Genomic DNA, 18,664 nt, shown 5'->3' on the forward strand with positions numbered 1-18,664 from the left:
GTTACCGCACCTCCTGGTCGTTGTCCGGGACTCGTGCGGCGTGCTTCGGCTGCCGCTCCGTCAGCGGCCGGCCCTCCCCCACTGCCTCAACGGCGTGGGAGGTACCCCCACCGGTCTGCCGGGCCAGCAGCTCGCTGTGGCCCCGCAGCGCGATGTGCAGCCCGTCCCACAGCGTGCCGTCGGTCCGGTCCCGCGGATCGGGGTCGATCAGCACCACACCGATCACCGGAATGCGCTGGTCCGCGAGCTGCCGCGCCACGGTGTGCAGCCATGCGGCGCTGCCGTGCCCGGCCCGCACGACGAGCACGGTCCGAGTGCCGAGGTACGGGAGGTCGGTCCACGCGGTGCCGGGCGCCACGGAGCCGACGCCGATCACCGGCCCCTCCGCCCCCAGTGCCCCGGTGAGGTCCGTGGCGATCACGCTCGTGCTGCGCGCACAGCCCAGCTCCAGCAGCGACACCGGTTCCGCGGAGGCGCGAACGGTGCGGGCCAGGGTCGTGGTGAGGCGTTCGCGTGCCGCCCGGGTCCGTCGGCGCTGCCATGACCTGCTCGACCGGCGGGGCAGCTCCGCGATGACCGAGGCGCCCAGGTTCGCCGCGATGTCCCGGCGCAGCACGGGGCGGTCCGCCACCACCGCGCCGACCGCGGCCAGCGCGAGTCCGAGGACGAGCCCGAGGACGAGTCCGATCGCGCTGTCGGTGGCAACGGCCCTGGGCAGGGAGTGCCGCACCGCGCGCGGGGCGTCCACGATCTGCGTGCCGGCGACGACCTTGGGCGTGCCGGTGCCGGCGTCCGCGGCGCGCTGGTCGAAATCGGCGATCCGCGAGTTGAGCTCGGCCCGGCGGGCGAAGAGCGACTCGGTACGTGCCGACGCTTTCGAGTCGCTCTCCGGCGATCGGTCTCCGATCGCCTTGTTGACCCGGGCGAGCTCGTCCCGCATGCGGTCACGCTGGTCGACCAGGGCCTTGGCCTCGGCCTTCGCCACCTGCCGCATCCGCTTCACATGGTCCGCGACGAACGCCTCGGCCAGCGCCTCGGCCCGGTCCACCGCTTCCGCGTCGCTGTCACCTGTCACATCGATCTGCAGCAGGTTGTTGGTCAAGCCGGTACCTCGGTAGTCCCGCATGAAGTCGGCCGTTTTCTCCGGGGAGTTGAGGGACCGCAGGGCCTTGCCGGCGATCCGCGAGGTCTCCAGCACCGCGACGTCGGTGCGGATCAGCGTTCCGGTGTCGTTCGGCTGGTCCTCCTTGTGTGCGACCAGCACCTTGGTCACCGCGGTCGGCGGGGGCGGCAGCAGGATCGCCACCGCCACGCCGACCAGCAGCCCCAGCAGTGCCAGAGAGCACCAGAGGCGGCGGCGTCTGCGCACCGCCACCACCAGCGCCTGCAGGTCGAGCAGCGGAGCGGCGGCCGGTGACTCCGAAGTCGTACTCGTCGTCACACCGCACCTCCCGTCGCGTGGCCGCGCACCGCGAGCACCGGAGTGGCCTTGTCCGGAGGGTCGCCGGCAGACCGCGTCGGACGGGCCCGGACCGTGCCGGCGACGACGATGCCGACGACCTCGTGCCCGCCGTCCGCACACGCCTCGGCGAGGCCGGTGAGCTCCTCCGCGGTCCAGTTGCCCGCGCTGAGGACGACCAGGGCACCGGACTCGGTGTCGCGGTCCGGCACGATCGGCCGGTCCACCGAAACCTCCACCACCCGCAGCGTGGGGTATCCCCTGCCCGAAGAGGACGGGGAAGGGTCGCTGTTGGCCTCGGCGGCGAGCTGCCCAGCGGCCCGGAGGGCGATCTCGTCGCCGTCCGGTACGACAAGGAGCAGCCGCCGGGGGGCCGGCAGCTGGTCCCGGAGGCGGGCGCACACGCGCCGGTAGCGGATCCGGCTGCCGGCCTCGTCACCGGGCCACTGCGGGGTCGGTATGTCCCATCGGGTGTCGACGCCGAGGAGCCGGCGGATCCGGGCCTGTCGGCCGCGGCCTTCAGGGCGGTGCGCGCGCCGTTCACCAGGTATGTCGTCAGGTGCGTCGGCAGGCACGTCGACGGTACCGAGGAGCGCCGAGCCCAGCGCCGCGGCGATCTCCGGTTCGGTGCGCAGTCGGCGATCCGCCCGTGCGGCGACGAGGTGGCCGATGACCGCGAGCAGGAAGAACAGCAGCGCCCCGGCAACGATGAGCTGCATCCTCGTCGGCGGCGCCTCGCCGGTCGGCCGGACCGCCGGCCCCATGACGACCATGCCGGCCTTGTCGGTCGCCGGGTCGGCCTCGTCCAGCTTCGTCATGGCCTCCTCCAGGGAGGTACGCAGCTTTTCGAGCGAGGTGCGGGCCTGCACGCTCTCCACGGTCTGCCCCGGATCGGCCGCATTGGCCAGGTCAGTGATGCGGCGGTTGGTCTCCACCACCTTCTGCCGCAGCGCCTCGGTCCCCGTAGCCGCGTCGGGGTCGGTACTGCCGCCCGCGATCCGCGCGGCGAATCCGACGAATTGCCGGGCCACCTGGTCGGAGAGCTGCTGCGCACGCGCCGGGGTGTCGGCCGTACCCGAGATGGTGATGATGTTCCCGTCGGCGGCCTTGGCGGTCACTCGATCCCGCAGCTCGTCGCCGCTGACGTCGCTCCAGCCAAGCTCGGCGGCCACGAGGTCGACCACCGACGAGCTGGTCGCGATGTCCACCTGAGTCAGCAGCTCGCGCTCTTCCCACTGCCCCGGCAGCAGTACCGATGCGGATGCCGTGTACCGCGGCGGGAACACCATCGAGGTGCCGTAGCCGGCGAGCGTGCCCACCACGGTGAGGAGGACGAGCAGCCGCCAGCGCCGACGGAGCAGCCGCCCGATCGTGGCCAGGCGGATCGTGTCATCGTTCAACGCCGCGCTCTCCGCCCCGTCCGAGCCGGGTCGCCCGACGACACCGAAGTGTGGTCGCGGCACGCAGCCGCGTAGGCGGCGAGCAGCGATGCTTGCGAGTTCCGCCAGGAGAGCGGCCCGCTGATCCGCTCCTGGCCGGTCTTGCCCATCCGGGCCCGCTGCTCCGGATCGTCCAGCAGCAGCGCGATGAGCCGCGCGAATTCGGCCTCGTCGTTGGCGGGCGCGTAGACGGCGGCGTCACCGGCGGAGACGCGCGCCTCCCGGAGGTCGAACGAGACGATCGGCCGGCCCATCGCCATGTACTCCAGGACCTTGTTCATGGTCGACACGTCATTGAGCGGATTGCGCGGATCGGGCGACAGGCACACGTCGGCGGTGGACAGGTAGCGGACCAGGTCGGCGTCCGGGATGCGCCCGGTGAACTGCACCTGCTCGGAGAGCCCGAGCTGACGGGAGAGCTCCACCATCGCGTCGAAGGCGTCACCGGAGCCGACGAACACCGCACGCCAGTCGGTACGCCCGAGCTCGTCACGCAGCTTCGCGAGGGCACGCAAGGCGTAGTCGACGCCGTCCTGCGGGCCCATGACGCCGAGGTAGCACAGCAGATGAGGCTTGCCGCGCTTCAACTCCGGCTCGGGCGGCACCGGTTGGAACCGCTCGATGGCGGGCGCACTGCGCACCACGAAGACGTCCGCCGGCCGCTTGCCGCCACGGCGCAGCGCGACGTCCCGGTAGCTCTCGTTCGTGGCGAGCACGACGTCCGCGGCACGGTAGGTCCGCCGTTCCAGCGCGCACACGGCGCGGAAGAGCAGATCCTCGCCGCGGTCGAACCGGGAGAGGTACAGCTCGGGTACCAGGTCGTGCTGGTCGAAGACGAACCGCGCGCCGCGCCGCTTCAGCCACAGCGCCGGCAGGAACAGCAGGTCGGGCGGATTGCAGGCGTGTACCACGTCGACCGGGCCGACCTTGCGGGCCAGCCGGACCGTGTGCCACAGCGCCGATCCGTACTCCCGCAGGTAGCCGGCCGGCCCCCCGGTGGCCGCGCGCAACGGGTAGCGGTGGATCCGCACCCCGTCGATGACGGTCTCCGGCTCCGTGTCCCGCTTCTCCCCCCGCGGGCAGATGACGTGCACTTCCCAGCCCGCGTCGCGCAGCGTCGTGCACTCCTGCCACACCCGCCGGTCGAACGGCACCGACAGGTTCTCCACCAGGATCAGCGCGCGCCGGCCCGGCCGGTCGCCGCCGGCCGTGTCATCGAACGATCTGTCACCAGACGGTGTGTTACCAAGCAAGGCCCACGTACCCCGGTTCGGTCCGGCGCGTCTCGGCGTCGGGAAGGTGGATGAGGTCGATGAGCACCGGGCCGTCGCCGCCGTGGGGCAGTGCCGAGAGCACGGCCGGGTCCCTGGTCCCGACCAGGCACACCTCGGCGTGCTCGAGCACCTCCTCGACGGAATCCGCGAGCAGCTGCGCGAGGTGCGGCAGCCGGCTCTCGATGTACTCGCGGTTCGCGCCCAGCAACCGGGACAGGCTCACGTTGGCGTCGTAGATCTTCAGGTCGTACCCCTTGCCGAAGAGCCTCTCCGCCAGCTCGACGAGCGGGCTCTCGCGGAGGTCGTCGGTGCCGGGTTTGAACGATAGCCCGAACAGGCCCACCCGGCGCTTGCCGGTGCGCTCCACCAAGTCCACCGCGCGCTGCAGATGGTCGGAGTTGGAGGGCAGTACGTGGGAGAGGATCGGCACCGAGACGTCGGCCCGCCGCGCCGCGTGGACCAGGCTGCGCAGGTCCTTGGGCAGGCAGGAGCCGCCGAAGGCGAAGCCAGGACGCAGGTAGGCGGGGCTGATGTTCAGCTTGCGGTCGGCCAGGAACACGTCCATCACCTGGTGCGAGTCCACCCCAAGTGCCTGGCATATCGCGCCCAGTTCGTTCGCGAAGCCGATCTTGAGGCCGTGGAACGCGTTGTCCGCGTACTTGATCGCCTCGGCCGTCGGGACCGGCACCCGGAACACCTCGCCGGGCAGGCCGTCGTACAGCGCCAGCACCGTGTCGCCGCTTGCCGGGTCGAGCTCGCCGATGACGGTCTTGGGCGGGTCGAAGAAGTCCCGCACGCTCGTGCCCTCGCGCAGGAACTCCGGGTTGACCGCGACCCCGAAGTCCACCCCGGCCGTGCCGCCGGAGGACTTCTCCAGGATCGGTATCAGCAGGTTCAGGCAGGTGCCCGGGAGCATGGTGCTGCGGAACACAACGGTGTGCCGCCCACCCCGCCCCTTGCGCTCGGCCAGCGCGGCGCCGATCTGCTCGGCGACCCGCTCCAGATATGTGGTGCACAGGCTGCCGTTGGGCTCCGACGGCGTGCCCACGCAGACCAGCGACACCTCGCTGCCCATGATCGCCTCGCGGACGTCGCCAGCGGCGCGTAACGCTCCGGTCCGCACGACCTCGGCGATGAGCTCACCGATCCGCTCCTCGACCACGGGGGCCTTGCCGTCGTTCACCAGGTCGACCTTCACCTGGTTCACGTCCACGCCGATGACCTCGTGGCCCATGCCGGCCAGGCACGCGGCCGACACGCAGCCCACGTAGCCGAGCCCGAAGACGCTTACTCTCATGCCTCGTTCTCCCCCCAGGCAGGCCCCTGCGGCCTGCGATCCGTGCGTCGGCCGCACGCCGACCCCCCGCGCATCAGTACGCCCCCTGCCCGTGGATCACCGCACGCAGCGTCTTCCACAAGATCACTGTGTCCAGGGCGAGCGACCAGTCCTCCACGTACCGCAGGTCGAGGCGGACCGCCTCCTCCCACGGCAGGTCGCTGCGTCCGCTGATCTGCCACAGGCCGGTGAGCCCGGGCTTGACCAGCAGCCGCCGCCGGATGTCCGGGTCGTACGCGGCGCACTCCTCCGGCAACGGAGGTCGCGGGCCGACGAGCGACATCGATCCGGTGAGCACGTTGAAAAGCTGCGGAAGCTCATCGAGCGAGTACCGACGCAGCACCGTTCCCACCCGGGTCACCCGCGGATCCCGGCGGAGCTTGAACAGCAGCCCCGCGCCCTCGTTGCGGTCGGCGAGCTCGGCACGCGCCCTGTGCGCCCCGGCAACCATGGTGCGGAACTTGAGAATGGTGAACTCGCGGCCGTCCTTGCCGACCCTGCGCTGGCGGTAGAACACCCCGCCCCGACTGTCGAGCAGTACGAGCAGCCCGACGAGCACCATCAGCGGCGCGAACAGCACCAGCAGGACCGCCGCGCCCAGCCGGTCGACGACCTCTTTGACCGCGCGGTGCCCGCCGGTGAAGGTCGGCATGCTGACCCGCAGCAGTGGGATCCCGAGCACCGCGTCGACGTGCAGCCGCGGGCCGGCCACCTCCATCAGCACGGGGGCCACGACCATCTCGGCATCGCTGCCTTCGAGGTTCCAGGCCAGCCGCTGCAGCCGGTCCGGTGACCAGTGCGGGTCCGGTGTGACCGCGACGACGCGGTAGCCGTCGTGGCGGACGTGCTTGGCGACGTCCGCCAGCCGGCCGACGACCGGCACTCCGTCCAGGTGGTCACCGTCGAGCCCGCGACCGTCCGCCGTGCACACCGCCTCCACCCGCCAGCCGAGGTGCGGGAACTTGCGGGTCCGGCAGATCAGGTCACGCACGGTGTCCGGGCTCCCGGCAGCGAGCACCGGCCTCAGGCACAGCCCTTGCTTCCGCTGTTTGTGCAGCCCGAGCCGGAGCAGATACCGCTCGGTCATGGTGACGAGCGCGATCGCGGGGATCGCGACGAATATCCAGAGCTTGATGTTGCGCGAGGTGAGGGCGATCCCGCCGAGCGCAAGTACGACGGTCGCCGTGAACAGTGAGCGTCCGAGCCGGCGGAACTCCTCGGCGCCCTGGCCGAGCACGGCCGGAGCCCACGACCGGCTCACCGCCAGCGCTCCCAGCACCAGCAGCTCGGTGCCGAAGGCGAGAATTCCCCACTTCTCGTGCCAGTTGGCCGCGTCCCGGACCCCGAAGAAGTTGCCGATCCCCGCCACCACGAAGGCGGTCGCCACGGTATCGCTGGTCATCACGGTACGGCGGTACCGCTGCTCCCAGTCGTTCGCCGGCCCGCTGACCGCCCCGTCCCTCAGACGCCCGCGCGCCGACGGAAAAGGACCGGCTAATCCCTCCTGCCGCACAGAAACCCCCCGGTCCCCAGTGGTGCGTAGTCCAATGGCACTGTTCCTCCCCCTGGAGGCCCCCGCCCCGCGAAACCCCGGGTGCCCCCCTTGCTCAAGCCCCCTCGCGGGCCCCAAAAATCGATCGCCCCCACGCCTGGCACCGGAGACGCAGTCACCGGCTGTCCATGCGGCCCGACCCATAGATCATCATTTGTCGCTTCGTGTCACAGCATGTGAAGCACGGTCAATCTAGACCATCGGGGCCCGTCTGAAGAGAGGGATGTGTGGGATTTGTGCTCAAGATTTGGAGACGATTCGGATGATCAGTGACGGACCGGTAACCACCTGCGCCCCCTTGACAGCGAAGACACGCCTTGTGACCTGCGGTGACGGGCGTTCTCCGAACTGCTGACACCGGCAACCGGGAGGCGTTCCGCCACTGCCGTCCGGCCCGCGCTCAGCGCCTGCCCGGCGGACCTTGCCTGCGCGCACGGGCGGGCGGTAGCGGCAACGCCCCCAGCCCGGACCACGTGGACGTCAACACGGCCTCCTGGCCGAGGAAGCTCAACCGGACCTGACGGTTGGGGTTGTCGGCGTTCGTGTCCGCCGAACTGCGTTAAGGCAGCTCCCCTGGTCCAGTAGTCCTCGGCAGTGCGTTCCGCTTCCGCGTAACGCTGGTTCTGCACGCATTCCTCTGCCTGCTCCAGCTCTTGTTACTGCGCGGCGCACGGAGTCGGCTCGATGCGCGACTCCAGGCTCTTGCGGTCAGTGGCCCGGTCAGTCGACATACGATTCGAGCGTGCCGCGGCGCCGGACATCGAGTGTCGCGCAGTGGAATGAGCCGCCGAAAGGCGCGTAGTGCAGCAGGTCGCACGGGATCGGCTCAAACCCCCATTTCTCCAGCGCGCGCAGCATGCCGGTGTGATGCCGCTCCGCGATCACCCGTTTCTCGTCGACCATGAGAACGTTCATACTGAGCCACTTGCCGCACATTGAGGTGATCTTCAGCAGGTACTCGTCGAGCGGGTCGGGCTCGGGCGCGATCAGGATGTTCCACGAACTCAGTACGTCGGGCAGGCGGTCGATGTCGATGTATTCGGGATTGACCAGTACCTTGCCGGGCGCCAGCACAACGAACGTCGTGTCGATGTGCATGGGCGTGCGGCAGCGGCTCTCTATCTCGTGAATACGGTAGCCGGGCCCGAGATGGCGGCGCAGCCAGTCGATGCCCATCTGGTTGGTGACGTTGCTCCGCGTGACGAACAGGTCTCGTCCCGCGCGCACGAAATCCGCCGCGTCGAACACCGGCTCAAACTCCGTGAGGATGTAGCGCATGGGCTCGCCGGCCCTCGGGACACGGAAATCGGTCTCGAACAACGCATCGGTGAGCTGCGGCTTCGGTGCCGCCGTCCAGCGCGCGCCACGCCGGAAATAGTCCTTGAGGATCTCGCGGTAGGAATGCGTCTCGAAATACCGGCACGGCCATGCCATCGGGGTTTCGATGATCTCGTCCCCGATCACGAGCATGCTGTCGCGCGGACAGGCGTTGCAGAATCCGCGCGACGACCAGTCGGGGGTACCGAAGCGTCGGCTGTGGTCCACCGCGTCCGGGCGCCTGACCGTCACATCGAGGGACTGGAGAAGCACGATGAATTGATCGAGCTCCTGCTGCGCACGCTCGATCACCATGCGCGGATACTTGAAACCGGCCGCAAGCCGTTGCAGCCGGGCCGCCCATGGCGGGATGTTGCACGTCACGACCGGGTGGCTGGAGGGGATCGCCGCGCCGTCGAGTCGACCGACGATGATCTCCTCCAACGGGTCCCACTCGTTGTGCGAATTGACCGGTGAAACAAGGGGTTCCGCGGCGTCGGCAGCCGTGGCCGAAGGCTCCGACATCATGCGTAGTCCGCAGCCCGCACAGAGGAATCCTCCGTACACGCGTCGTTGCCTGCCGCCACCGTCAGAATGCCGGGCCTCTCAACTACCGCCATAGTCAACCGCTTTCGATCGACGCAGAAGTCAGTGACTCACCATGTCCACGTACCCCAACCGCGCACGTTCGCACGGCGCAAGACGATTCCGGGCCAGGACCGGATGCCGCTCCCCTCCGGTCTTCGGACTTCTCTCTCGCAGCAGGCGAATGGCGGCCCGGTCGGCTCCACTCGCACCCGGCCAGGTTCTGCAACCGCCATGATTCGCGTCATGGCCGCCACAGCATCATGTGCGGAGGCATCCGCTCGCGCGCACGGTCACCCGCTCCGGGTGATGCGGCTCGGCAGGATCGGCTGCGGAATGGGAAGGGGGCCGGCCCCGCGGAGAACAGCCGACGGACAGTGATGCCTCGGGCGGAGGGGAAGAGCGTGGCGCGGTCGGCGCGAACCTCCGGACCGCGTGCGGGAGGCACTGAGCCCCTTCCGCCCCACGGTCCTGCACACCTCGCTCACCAAGGAGCGTGAGGAAGAACTCATCGCCGCCCTCCACGGGATGTAGTCACGCCGGTCCGCAACCGGTGACGCGGTGGCGGCGTAGTGCGGCGGTCCCGCACGGGCAGGGCCGCTGTCGACAGGGAGCGTACTGATGACCACTTCGACGAATGCCGGTCGTAGCGGCCCGGCCGATGAGGCACGCGGCCGGGAAAAGCTGTGGGGCCCCTATCTCAGCGAGCGGCAGTGGGGCACCGTCCGCGAGGACTACAGCGCCGGGGGCGACGCCTGGTCCGCCTTCCCGCACGACCACGCGCGTTCCCGCGCCTACCGGTGGGGCGAGGACGGACTCGGCGGGATCTGCGACGAGAAGCAGCGGTTGTGTTTCGCACTCGCGTTGTGGAACGGACGTGACCCGATCCTCAAGGAACGTGCCTTCGGGCTGACGAACGGCGAGGGCAATCATGGCGAGGACGTCAAGGAGTACTACTTCTACCTCGACAGCACGCCCAGCCATTCCTACCTGAAGTACCTGTACAAGTACCCGCAGGCCGAGTTCCCGTACAACGACCTGGTGGCGACCAACCAGGCACGCGGACGCCACGAGTTCGAGTACGAGTTGCTGGACACCGGGGTCTTCGACGACGACCGGTACTTCGATGTCACCGTCGAGTACGCCAAGGCGTCGCCCGAGGACATCCTGATCCGGATCACCGCCGAGCACCGCGGGCCCGACGAGGCCACCCTGCACCTGCTGCCGACCCTGTGGTTCCGCAACACCTGGTCCTGGCAGGACGGCGGAGGCGCCACCGCACCGCGGCTGTCCGCGACCCGCACTCCGGCGGGGACCACCGCGCTCCGCGCCGACCATCCGGCGCTGGGCAGTTATGAGCTGCGGTGCGGCGGGCAGGTACCGCTGCTGTTCACCGAGAACGAGACCAACAGTGAGCGGCTGTCGGGCACGCCCAATCCCTCTCCGTATGTGAAGGACGGCATCGGTCGGTATGTGGTCAACGGCGAGGATTCGGCGGTCAATCCCGCGCAGGAAGGCACCAAGGCCGCCGCACACTACACGCTGACGATCCCGGCCGGTGGCGCCGAATCCACCCGGCTCCGCCTCGCCCCCGCCGGCTCCTCGATGCCGCTGACACGGGATTTTGACACGGTGTTCCGCGACCGGCGGGCCGAGGCCGACGCCTTTTACCGGGAGCTGACCCCGGACGGTGCGAGCGAGGACGAGGCGCGGGTGCTGCGCCAGGCGCTGGCCGGGATGCTGTGGTCGAAGCAGTACTACTCCTTCGACGTGGAGAACTGGCTGGCCGGGCACGGCTTGGATCCCTGGACCGCGCCGGGGCGCGCCGTACGCAACGGCGCGTGGTTCCACATGGCGTGTGACGACATCATTTCCATGCCGGACAAGTGGGAGTACCCCTGGTTCGCCGCGTGGGACCTGGCCTTCCACACCGTGGCGCTCTCGGTGGTCGACCTGTCCTTCGCCAAGGACCAGCTCGAACTGCTGCTGCGGGACACCTACCTGCACCCCAACGGCCAGGTCCCCGCGTACGAATGGAACTTCGCCGACGTCAACCCGCCCGTCCACGCCTGGGCGGCGTACTTCGTCTACACCCTGGAAGAGCTGCGTACGGGCAACGCCGACCGGGCCTTCCTGGACCGCGTCTTCCAGAAACTGCTGACCAACTTCACCTGGTGGGTCAACCGCAAGGACCCCAGCGGCCGCAATCTCTTCCAGGGCGGCTTCCTCGGCCTGGACAACATCGGTGTGTTCGACCGCAGTGCGCAACTGCCCACCGGCGGCTACCTGGAGCAGGCCGACGGAACCGCGTGGATGGCGCTGTACTGCCAGACCATGCTGCAGATCGCGCTGGAACTCGTCCGGCACGATCCCGCCGGCTACGAGGATCACGTGCTCAAGTTCGCGGAACACTTCCTGTGGATCGCGGCAGCCATGGAACGCACCGGTGGGGACGGACTGTGGGACGAGGAGGACGGGTTCTTCTACGACGTGCTGCGGTTGCCGGACGGGCAGGCGACGCGGCTGAAGGTCCGCTCGATGGTGGGACTGCTGCCGCTCTGCGCGGCGACCGTGCTGCGGCCCGGGCAACTGGCCGGCGTGCGCGGCCTGGGCGACCGGTTGCGCCGCTTCGTCGACCGTCACCCCTCCCTGGCGCCCGGCCTCGCGGAGGCGCTGGCGGGGGCCGAGGACGGTCCGCGGCTGCTGTCCGTCGTCGACGAGAAGAGGCTGGTCCGCGTACTGTCACGGCTGCTGTCCGAGGACGAGTTCCTCAGCCCGTACGGCATCAGGGCGCTTTCGCGGTACCACGCGGACCACCCCTACACCTTCGGGGTCGACGGCACGGAGCACCGCGTCGGCTATCTGCCCGCCGAGTCCGATTCCGGGATGTTCGGCGGCAACTCCAACTGGCGTGGGCCCGTGTGGTTCCCCGCCAACGCCCTCGTCATCCGCGGGCTGCTGAACCTCTACGCGTTCTACGGTGACGACCTCACCGTGGAGTGCCCCACCGGCTCCGGCGTCCGGATGAACCTCTTCGAGGTCGCGAGCGAGATCTCCACCCGTCTCACTCGCCTCTTCCTGCGCGATGAGAACGGACACCGGCCCATGTACGGCGGCCAGCGGAAGTTCCAGGACGACCCGCACTGGCGCGATCTGCTCTCCTTCCACGAGTACTTCCACGGCGACAACGGCGCGGGCATCGGCGCCGCGCACCAGACCGGCTGGACCGGCCTGGTCGCCACGCTGATGACGTTCTTCGGCACCGTCACGCCCGAGCACTTCCGCACCTGGCCGGCAAGGAAGGAGACGTGATGCGCCCACTCCCGGAACAGCCCGCCATCCACGAGGTCAACACTCACGTGTGGCTGCGCGAGGTACAGCAGCGCATCGGACGCCGGGTCGGGCTCGGCGGTGTCCCGAAGGACGCCTGGGACCGCATCACCCCGCACGGCATCGATGCCGTCTGGCTCATGGGGGTGTGGGAACGCAGCGGGGTGGGCCGTGACATCGCGCTGCGGGATCCCGCGTTGCGCCAGTCCTTCACCGAGGCTCTGCCGGACGTCCGGGACGACGACATCGCCGGTTCCCCGTACTGCGTCCGCAGTTACACCGTCGACGAGGCGCTCGGCGGAGCGGCGGGACTGGCTTCGGCGCGTGCCGAGCTCGCCGGCCGCGGCATCGGCCTGCTGCTCGACTACGTACCCAACCACGTCGCGCCGGACAGCCCGTGGCTGACCGAGCACCCCGACTACTTCGTCCGCGGGACCCCCGACGACCTGCACCGCGACCCGGCCGCCTACCTCGAATCGGGTGGGCATGTCTTCGCCCGTGGCCGGGACCCCTTCTTCCCGCCCTGGCCGGACGTGGTGCAGCTCAACGCCTTCGGGCCCGGCGTGCGGGCGGCTACCGCCGACGTGCTGACGCGCATCGGCGGCATGTGCGACGGGGTGCGCTGCGACATGGCGATGCTGATGACGAACGACGTCTTCGCACGGACCTGGGGGCACCGTGCCGGTCCGCCGCCGGACGCCGAGTTCTGGCCCGCCGTACTGACCGCCGTCCGGCAGCACCGGCCCGACATGGCCTTCATCGCCGAGGCGTACTGGGACCTCGAATGGGCCCTGCAGCAGCAGGGGTTCGACTACTGCTACGACAAGCGGCTGTACGACCGGCTGCTGCACGAGCGGGCGGTGTCGGTGCTCCAGCACCTGCGCGCGGACGTGAGCTACCAGCGGCGTCTCGTACGGTTCCTGGAGAACCATGACGAGCCCCGGGCCGCGTCGGTCCTGGGTCCTTCCGAGGAGCGTGCGGCAGCCGTTGCCGTCGCGACGCTGCCCGGTGCGACGCTGTGGCACGAGGGCCAGTTCACCGGGCGCCGGACGCGCCTGCCCGTCTTCCTCGCCCGGCGCCCCGAGGAACCGCCCGACGCCGAACTGCAGGCATTTCACGAGCGGTTGCTGGCCGCCGTGCACCGGAGCGGCATGCGCACCGGACACTGGGAACTGCTGTCGTGCGAAGGCTGGAGCGACAACCCGACCCACCACGACCTGCTCGCCTGGGGCTGGCGGGGCACCGCGGGCACGTTCCTGACCGTCGTCAACCTCGCCGCGCACAGCTCCCAGGCCAGGATCCGCCTGCCGTGGCCCGACCTCGGCACGGCGGCCTGCCGGCTGACGGACCTGCTGGACGGTACCCGGTACGAACGCCCCGGCAGCGAACTGACCGACCACGGCCTCTTCGTCGACCTGGCCGCCTGGCGCACCCACGTCTTCACGGTCGAACCAGCAGCAGGGGGGTGAAGGTCTCACCGTTCCGCCACGTCAGCGGCCACACCGCGCTCCGCGATTTGATCGTTGCGGAGTATCGGGTCACCGGGCTGTCGCCTGCTGGTTCAGGGTGGGCCGTTCCACCATTACCCGCGCCGTCATCGATGGCACGCGGATCCGCGTGCCTCGCCCGGCCGCAGGGCGAAAGGACCGGGCGACGTTCCTCTCCGGCAGCCGGGCAAGGTACGCCCTACGTCCCTTTGCTCATCCTTTGAATGCGGGCGTGACAGCGGTGACCGGCAGCGCCCGCCGGTCGCCGCTTGGGCGGACAATGCGTCGCCACTCAGTCTTCCTCCGGTCTCGCAGCACGGCACCTCGACAAGCGTCCGAACAGGTTCTTCTTCCCTGGTCCAGCGCGAGGCCCAGTCTTCTCGGAAGGAGTTGGCGCACGGCATATCGACTGCTTCTGCTCGGCAGGCGCACCACACCGAGTATCCGGCTGGAGCGCTAGACTGCGATCCCCCGACCATCGGGCTGGGGAGGGAGCGGACATGGAGATCAAGCCGCAGGCAGTTGTCATTCCGAAGGACACCGGCCACCTCGAGCAGGGGAAATACGGTCCCATCTTTCCCAAGACTCCCGCCTGTTACGGATTCACTATCGTGGCGAGGGTCAAACCGGGCCGGGCCGACGTCATGCGGGAATACGGCCGCTCACTGGCGAAAGCGCTGGAGAAGGATCCCTATCTCCTTGCACCGTTGAAGCTGCACTACCTGCGGTGGGTGCTTTTCGACGACGACACGCGTTTCATGTACCAGGGGATCTTCGACACCGACTTCGACAAGTACACCGAGGATGCGGTTGCGCTGTTCTCGAAGTCCGGCGTGAGCACGGCTTTCGAGAACCTGGAGGGGTTTCCTGAGGATTGGAAGACCAATCCTGAGGGCTTCGTCAGGTTCGTGCGGGAGCATCACTGTCCGAGCTTCATCGAGTATGGCGAGTATCCCTACGTGACGGCGGACGAGATCAAGAAGGCGCTGCGGGTCAAGAGCGCGCTGTCCGAGATGCTCGACCAGATGCAGTGAGGCCGGGACTCGGCACTGCGGTGTGAGCGGGCCACGGCACCGAAGCACCGCCGCGATCGGAGACGATCGACATGAGCAAGGCCAGGACGGCGCGCACCTACAACCAGCGGCACATCCCGCGGGCGTACACACCGGGCGGGCGACGGGTGAGCATCTACGTTTCGTGGAGCTATCCGGCCGAGGCAGGCCGGTATGCGGCGGAGCTGGACAACCGGTTCTCAACGATGACCGAGGTCAGGCGAGCAGCCTGGCCGGCTTACGAGGACCCGCAGTGGTCCGACCCCTATCGGTTCCAGCAAGGCATCGCCGGGTCGTTGGAGCTGTTCTTCTGGGCCTGGGTACCGTTCCAGGATTTCGTCGAGGACACCACGGGACACCCCGTGCCGGTGTACCAGCGCATCGATCAGGCCGGTTTCCCTACGCCCCTGGACGAGAGAGTACTGGCGGACACCGATGTCCTGTTCGTGTTCGGGCTGGACCACATGATCACCGAGCAGGAGGCGCAGCCCGGGGAGATCGAGGCTCTGCGGCACTTCCTGGCCCGCGAGGACGCCCGCCTGGTCCTCGGTCCCCACCACGATGTCGGAGCCTCGGACGACCTGTCGGAACGGGAGATGGAATACCACCATCACCGCGATCCGCTGGTGCCCCGCCAGCAGCGCTTCGCCACCTACGTCAGGGACCTGATGAAGGGCCTGGGCATACCGGCCGTGAATCGTTACGGTCTGCGCCCCGCCTCTGAGGAGGGCAATCGGATCGCTCCCCTGTCCACCGTTGCGGACCTGGACACCAGGGGCTGGCTGGACGGGGTGCGCAATTTCAACTTCCACATGCATCTGCCGCACTACGAGGTGACGGCCGACGACTCTGACTCCCTTCGCGTCCTGGCCAGGCAGCCGATCGACATGTCCAGGCCGCATCCGTTCACCGAGGCCGGCCACACCGAGTTCAACATGCTTCTGTGGATGCCCCCACACGGTGACCGGGCCGGCGACGTGCTGCTGGCGGACTCAACGATCTTCAGCTCCTTGTTCGGTGGTGATGACAGCCTGCGCAATTTCTGGCGCAACCTCGTCTCGAAGTAGGACCGCAGGGAGGCCGCACCGTGAGCAGGCCCAGGGAAGCCGAACTGGAACTGGACGACATTCAGCGCGGGGCCCTCAGCCCCCGGCCGACCCCCTATGCCGCGACGTATCTCCTCTTCCGTATCGACGACCGCGTCCACGGACGGGAACTAATGCGCAGGGCGAGCACAGCGGTGACCTCTGCCGCCGAATCCGTCAGCCCGCTCGGTGCGACATGGGTCAGCGTGGCCGTCACCTGTACCGGCCTGGCGGCCCTCGGCGTGCCGCGCTCGTCGCTGGACACCTTCGCCTGGGAGTTCCGGCAAGGCATGGCGGCCCGCGCCAAGGCGCTCGCCGACGTCGGTGAAAGCAGCCCGGAGAACTGGGAGGCACCGCTGGGCAGCTCGGGCGTCCACGTGGCGCTCACAGCAGTCGCACCCGACCCGCAGCTCCTGACAGCGGCCCTCGATCGCGCCCGGCCGGCCTACGACCGCCTTCCTGGGGTGACGGCCGTCTGGCGACAGGACTGCTACGCCCTGCCCACCGAGACCGAGCACTTCGGTTACCGGGACGGCGTCAGTCACCCGGCCGTCGAGGGAAGCGGCATCCCCGGGTCGAACGAGCTGGAAGTCCCCCTCAAGGCCGGGGAGTTCATCCTGGGATACCGGGACGAACTCGGCGGCATCCAGGCCCCCCAGCCGGACGTCCTGGGCCGTAACGGCAGCTACGCGGTCTTCCGCAAGCTGCATCAGCAGGTCGCCGGCTTCCGGCGCTACCTGAAGGACAATTCCACAGGGCCCGCCGACGAGGAACTGATCGCTGCCAAGATCATGGGCCGCTGGCGCAGCGGAGCCCCCCTGGCTCTCGCGCCGCAGCGTGACGACCCCGGACTCGGCGTCGACCCGCACCGCCGTAACACCTTCCTCTACGAGCGCGACGATCCGACGGGCTTCGACACGCCCCGCGGCTGCCATATCCGACGGGCCAACCCGCGGGACGCCTCGGTGGCCGGAGAGGTACGGCTGCACCGAATGATCAGGCGCGGCGCCGTCTACGGACCGCCGCTTCCTGAAGGAGTCCTGGAGGACGACGGAGCAGACCGTGGCCTGATGTTCGCTTTCATCGGCGCACACCTTGGGCGCCAGTTCGAGTTCGTGCAGTCGCAATGGATCAACGACGGCGTCTTCTTCGGAGGAAACGACGCCAAAGACCCCGTCGTCGGGTCCGCAGACGGCGCCACCGGCTACACGATTCCCCGACGGCCGGTGCGACGCCGGCTGGTCGCCCTGCCCCAGTTCGTCGTCACCCGCGGCGGGGAGTACTGCTTCCTGCCGAGTCTGAGCGCCCTGCGCTGGCTCGGTGACCTTCGCGACTGACAGGCCGCATTGGACCGCCGCGCCGCCGACCGAAGATGCTCCGGAGCCCGAGGGGACGTTCGATGGACACCCTGCATCTAGTACTCAACGCCGTCACCGTGATCTTCATCGCTGCCACGATGTTCGCCGCCGGCCTGGGAGCCACCCTCACCGGTTTGCGCGGCGTCTTCACCAACGTTCCCCTGCTGTTGCTGGCATTGCTCGCCAACATGGTGATCCTTCCATTGCTCGGCTGGGGCCTGGGCGCGCTGCTCAGCCTCCCATCGGCCGCGTTCATCGCACTGATCCTGGTCGCGTCGTCCCCGGGTGGCCCCTTCGGGGCAAAACTGGCCATGGTGCAGAAGGGTGATGTGGTCGGAGGCGCGGCGATGCAGGTCCTCCTCGCCTCGGTCGGCAGCATCACCTTCGCGCCAACCGTCAACGCTCTCCTCACCGCCGCCGATGTCGGCACCAACGTCTCTCTGGACGTCGGGGCGCTGGTCCGCACCGTCGCCCTTCTCCAGTTGGTGCCCTTCGCCATCGGCCTCCTCCTGCGCCGCTACGCCACGGACACCGCCCAGGCATGGCATCCCACCGCAGCCAAGGTCTCCAACATCACGTTTCTGATAGTCCTCGCAGGCATGCTGCTGGGTAACTGGAAGGACGTGGTGGCCCTCCTCGGCTCACTCACTCTCCTCGCAGGATTCCTTCTCGCGGCTGCCGCCTTCGCCGTCGGAACGCTGCTGGCGACGGGACCGGCGGAACGCCGAACCACCATGGGAGGCGTCGCCTCCGTCCGCAACGCCGGCCCCGCCCTCGCGGCAATCGGCATCGCCTTCAACAGCCAACCCGCCATTCTGGGCGCACTCGCCGGCATCCTGCTCAGCGGACTGGCAGCGGTCCTCCCGATCGCCACCGTCCTCGGCGGCCGGCGCAACGCTCCCACGCCACTCGCCGAACCGAGCAAGAAGATCAGCGGGGCTGAGGTGCCTCGATGACCGGGGCCACCCAAGCTGAGATTCCGCCCGGCCTGTGGCTGCTGTCCGATGCGCTGGCCCGCAAAAAATGTGACTACTACGACCTCAAGCATGGGTCAGGAATGGGCGCCGAAGGGAGTGCTGGAACCGCAGACGGTGAGGCGTTCGGCGCCGGGCCCGGTGAGCAGGTCGGCGGCGTCGGCCGCGAGGACCGCCAGGGCGTGGTCGACGATCGCGGTGGTGGGATGGGGGTGGTGCGACAGGGGCCGGCCTTCTCGTCCCACTGCAGCAGCGGCACCGTGGGACACGGGGCATCGCGTCATTGATGGCTGCGATTGCGGCGGGGAGGGCCGGCGGCGCGGGAGGCGAGCAAAGACCCGACCTGCTCGCGCAGCGGGGCCGAGCTGACACAGAAGCAGGCCCGAACCACGCTCGGATGGGAGACCCGGCCGCGG

General features: G+C 69.1%; 13 protein-coding genes and 1 pseudogene. 7 read left to right on the forward strand and 7 right to left on the reverse strand.

Annotated elements, in window-relative coordinates; all coding sequences use genetic code 11:
- Position 1 precedes the first annotated feature (1 nt).
- From IG84_RS0111295 to IG84_RS0111320, 6 genes are all read right to left on the reverse strand, one after another.
- Entirely contained in the window at positions 2 to 1,441 is a 1,440-nt protein-coding gene (locus IG84_RS0111295) for a Wzz/FepE/Etk N-terminal domain-containing protein (protein WP_031054573.1), read from the reverse strand.
- Positions 1,438 to 2,859 carry a Wzz/FepE/Etk N-terminal domain-containing protein gene (locus tag IG84_RS0111300; RefSeq protein ID WP_031054575.1) on the reverse strand — a complete coding sequence of 474 codons (1,422 nt, stop codon included), beginning with the start codon at positions 2,857 to 2,859 and terminating at the stop codon, positions 1,438 to 1,440. The genes IG84_RS0111295 and IG84_RS0111300 overlap by 4 nt, the downstream gene beginning before the upstream one ends.
- Positions 2,856 to 4,151, reverse strand: coding sequence for a glycosyltransferase family 4 protein (locus tag IG84_RS0111305; protein WP_031054578.1), 1,296 nt, complete (start codon positions 4,149 to 4,151; stop codon positions 2,856 to 2,858). Before IG84_RS0111305 ends, IG84_RS0111300 begins: the two co-directional genes overlap by 4 nt.
- The gene (locus tag IG84_RS0111310) at positions 4,141 to 5,469 is read right to left on the reverse strand and encodes a nucleotide sugar dehydrogenase (protein WP_031054580.1); all 1,329 of its coding nucleotides are present in this window, start codon (positions 5,467 to 5,469) and stop codon (positions 4,141 to 4,143) included. The genes IG84_RS0111305 and IG84_RS0111310 overlap by 11 nt, the downstream gene beginning before the upstream one ends.
- A gap of 73 nt (positions 5,470 to 5,542) precedes the next feature.
- On the reverse strand, positions 5,543 to 7,021 hold the full coding sequence (locus tag IG84_RS0111315; RefSeq protein ID WP_031054581.1) for a sugar transferase: 1,479 nt from the start codon (positions 7,019 to 7,021) through the stop codon (positions 5,543 to 5,545).
- Between the two features lie 759 nt (positions 7,022 to 7,780).
- A complete protein-coding gene (locus IG84_RS0111320) occupies positions 7,781 to 8,905 on the reverse strand; it encodes an amidinotransferase (RefSeq protein ID WP_031054582.1) in 1,125 nt (374 codons plus the stop codon).
- 492 nt (positions 8,906 to 9,397) lie between these two features.
- On the opposite strand from IG84_RS0111320, the gene IG84_RS42595 reads away from it, so the two are divergent.
- From IG84_RS42595 to IG84_RS0111355, 7 genes are all read left to right on the forward strand, one after another.
- Entirely contained in the window at positions 9,398 to 9,496 is a 99-nt protein-coding gene (locus IG84_RS42595; protein WP_211266447.1) for a DUF1269 domain-containing protein, read from the forward strand.
- Between the two features lie 87 nt (positions 9,497 to 9,583).
- A complete protein-coding gene (locus tag IG84_RS0111330) occupies positions 9,584 to 12,274 on the forward strand; it encodes an MGH1-like glycoside hydrolase domain-containing protein (protein ID WP_031054583.1) in 2,691 nt (896 codons plus the stop codon).
- Positions 12,274 to 13,761 (forward strand): alpha-amylase family protein, encoded by a 1,488-nt coding sequence (locus tag IG84_RS0111335; RefSeq protein WP_031054585.1) that lies wholly within the window; start codon positions 12,274 to 12,276, stop codon positions 13,759 to 13,761. The genes IG84_RS0111330 and IG84_RS0111335 overlap by 1 nt, the downstream gene beginning before the upstream one ends.
- Positions 13,762 to 14,279: 518 nt before the next feature.
- A complete protein-coding gene (locus IG84_RS0111340) occupies positions 14,280 to 14,813 on the forward strand; it encodes a hypothetical protein (protein WP_031054586.1) in 534 nt (177 codons plus the stop codon).
- Positions 14,814 to 14,884: 71 nt separating this feature from the next.
- A complete protein-coding gene (locus IG84_RS0111345) occupies positions 14,885 to 15,898 on the forward strand; it encodes a hypothetical protein (RefSeq protein WP_031054587.1) in 1,014 nt (337 codons plus the stop codon).
- A gap of 20 nt (positions 15,899 to 15,918) precedes the next feature.
- Entirely contained in the window at positions 15,919 to 17,253 is a 1,335-nt protein-coding gene (locus IG84_RS0111350) for a Dyp-type peroxidase (protein ID WP_031054589.1), read from the forward strand.
- 62 nt (positions 17,254 to 17,315) lie between these two features.
- Positions 17,316 to 18,230: a bile acid:sodium symporter gene (locus IG84_RS0111355; RefSeq protein ID WP_051861615.1), complete on the forward strand. Its 915-nt coding sequence runs from the start codon at positions 17,316 to 17,318 to the stop codon at positions 18,228 to 18,230.
- Positions 18,231 to 18,349: 119 nt separating this feature from the next.
- Here the strand turns inward: IG84_RS0111355 and IG84_RS42140 are convergent.
- Positions 18,350 to 18,603, reverse strand: a pseudogene (locus IG84_RS42140) (ABATE domain-containing protein); the annotation flags it as partial.
- Between the last annotated feature and the right edge of the window lie 61 nt (positions 18,604 to 18,664).

It is taken from the genome of Streptomyces ochraceiscleroticus (assembly GCF_000720485.1).
Classification (GTDB): Bacteria; Actinomycetota; Actinomycetes; order Streptomycetales; family Streptomycetaceae; genus Streptomyces; species Streptomyces ochraceiscleroticus.